Source organism: Streptomyces sp. MnatMP-M17, assembly GCF_900091995.1.
In the GTDB taxonomy this organism is placed as follows: Bacteria; Actinomycetota; Actinomycetes; order Streptomycetales; family Streptomycetaceae; genus Streptomyces.
On sequence record NZ_FMDK01000701.1, the window covers coordinates 1 to 2,272 of the forward strand.

General features: G+C 67.3%; 2 protein-coding genes. One reads left to right on the forward strand and one right to left on the reverse strand.

Annotated features, from left to right (window positions below):
- Positions 1-110 precede the first annotated feature (110 nt).
- The gene (locus GA0115259_RS28560) at positions 111-1,562 is read right to left on the reverse strand and encodes a catalase (RefSeq protein WP_218104244.1); all 1,452 of its coding nucleotides are present in this window, start codon (positions 1,560-1,562) and stop codon (positions 111-113) included.
- 148 nt (positions 1,563-1,710) lie between these two features.
- On the opposite strand from GA0115259_RS28560, the gene GA0115259_RS28565 reads away from it, so the two are divergent.
- Positions 1,711-2,127, forward strand: coding sequence for a Fur family transcriptional regulator (locus GA0115259_RS28565; RefSeq protein WP_093602370.1), 417 nt, complete (start codon positions 1,711-1,713; stop codon positions 2,125-2,127).
- Positions 2,128-2,272 lie beyond the last annotated feature (145 nt).

The window sequence follows — 2,272 nt, forward strand, 5'->3', positions numbered from 1 at the left end:
CGGCGGTGCTGGCCGGCTGACGCCGCGCCGCGTCCGGCGGCGGCGCCCGGGGGGACGGCAAAAGGGGCCGGATCCCGAAGGACCCGGCCCCTTCCGTCTCGGCGAGGCTGTCAGCCGCGCAGGGCCTGGACCGCGGCCTCCAGTCGCTTGCCGAAGTCACCGTCCGCCTGGCGGAAGTTGTTCACCGCGCGCTCGGCGATGTCATCGCGCGAGACCTTGGAGATAAAGCCGGCGAGGTTCTCGATCAGCCGGCCCTTCTCGTCCTCGGACATCAGCCGGTAGAGATTGCCCGCCTGGACGAAGTCGTTGTCCTCGGCGTGGCTCGGGGCCGCGTGCTCGCCCGTGGCGCCGCTGACCGCGACCGGCTGCCAGAGCGGCCGGTCCGTCTGGAACGGGCCGCCGAAGCTGTTCGGCTCGTAGTTCTTGGCGCCCTTGTGGCGGCCGTCGTACAGGAAACCGTCCCGGCTGTTGGTGCGCGCCTCGGTGGCGTGCGGACGGTTCACCGGCAGATGGTCGGCGTTGATGCCGACGCGGTAGCGGTGGGCGTCGCCGTACGCGAAGAGACGGCCCTGGAGCATCTTGTCCGGCGAGGGACCGATGCCCGGCACGAAGTGGGCCGGCGAGAAGATGGACTGCTCGACCTCGGCGAAGATGTTCTCCGGGTTGCGGTTGAGCTCCAGCTTGCCGATCTCGATCGGCGGATAGTCCTCGTGCGGCCAGACCTTGGTCAGGTCGAACGGGTTGAAGCGGTAGGTTGCCGCCTCGCCCGCCGGCATGATCTGCACCTGCACCGTCCAGGACGGGAAGTCACCGCGCTCGATGGACTCGCGCAGATCGCGCTGGTGCGAGTCCGGGTCCTCGCCCGCGAGCACCGCGGCCTCGGCCGAGGTCAGGTTCTTGATGCCCTGGTCGGTCTTGAAGTGGTACTTGACCCAGAAGACCTCGCCGGCCTCGTTGTTCCACTGGTACGTGTGCGAGCCGTACCCGTTCATGTGGCGCAGCGTCGCCGGGATACCGCGGTCACCGAAGAGCCAGGTCACCTGGTGGGTGGACTCGGGCGACAGCCCCCAGAAGTCCCAGACGTTGTCCGCCTCCTGCGAGCCGGTGTACGGGTCGCGCTTCTGGGTGTGGATGAAGTCGGGGAACTTGATGGCGTCCTTGATGAAGAACACCGGGGTGTTGTTGCCGACGAGGTCGTAGTTGCCCTCTTCGGTGTAGAACTTCAGCGCGAAACCGCGCGGGTCGCGCACCGCGTCGGCGGAGCCCAGGTTGCCCGCGACGGTGGAGAAGCGCAGAAACGTCTCGGTCTGCTTGCCGACCTCGGAGAGGAACGCGGCGCGCGTCCACTGCGAGACATCGCGTGTCAGCGTGAACGTGCCGTACGCACCGGCGCCGCGCGCGTGCACGATGCGCTCCGGAATGCGCTCACGGTTGAAGTGGGCGAGCTTCTCCAGCAGCGCCTGGTCCTGGACCAGCACGGGACCGCCGACGCCCGCGCTCTCGCTGTTCTGGTTGTCGGCGACCGGAGCCCCGGCCTCCGTAGTGAGCGGTCCCTGCGTCACGTGCGCCTCCTGCGTCATTTACTGCCAGTCCTGTCCCATGGCGGCTACCGCCATCGCCGATCCTACGATGGACTTTGTCCAAGTCAAGCAGACATCCAAAGTCGTACACGTTCGGGACCTGGTTCCCTTCACTGTTAAGCTGGTCATCATGAGTGACCTGTTGGAACGACTTCGCGGACGAGGCTGGCGTATGACGGCCCAGCGGCGCGTCGTGGCCGAGGTGCTCGACGGGGACCATGTACATCTGACGGCCGACGAGGTGCACGCGCGTGCCGTGGCGCGGCTGCCGGAGATCTCACGGGCCACGGTCTACAACACACTGGGCGAGATGGTGATGCTCGGTGAGGTGATCGAGGTCTCCACGGACCGCCGCGCCAAGCGATACGACCCGAACGCGCACCGGCCTCACCACCATCTGGTCTGCGCCCGGTGCGGCACCATCCGCGATGTCCATCCCACGGGCGATCCGCTGGCCGATCTGCCGGACGGAGAGCGTTTCGGCTTCACGGTCTCGGATGTCGAGGTCACCTACCGCGGCACCTGCCCGGACTGCGCGTCCGCCTGACCGCGCCGCTCCTTCACCTCGCCGTACGGACTTCACCGTATGAAACGACTGAGGCCCGGAACTCTTTCGAGCTCCGGGCCTCAGGTCTGTTCAGTAGCGGGGACAGGATTTGAACCTGCGACCTCTGGGTTATGAGCCCAGCGAG

Bases quoted from the DNA above. Each gene is read 5' to 3' on its own strand.
- GA0115259_RS28565 (WP_093602370.1), top strand. From the start codon at position 1,711: ATGAGTGACCTGTTGGAACGACTTCGCGGACGAGGCTGGCGTATGACG.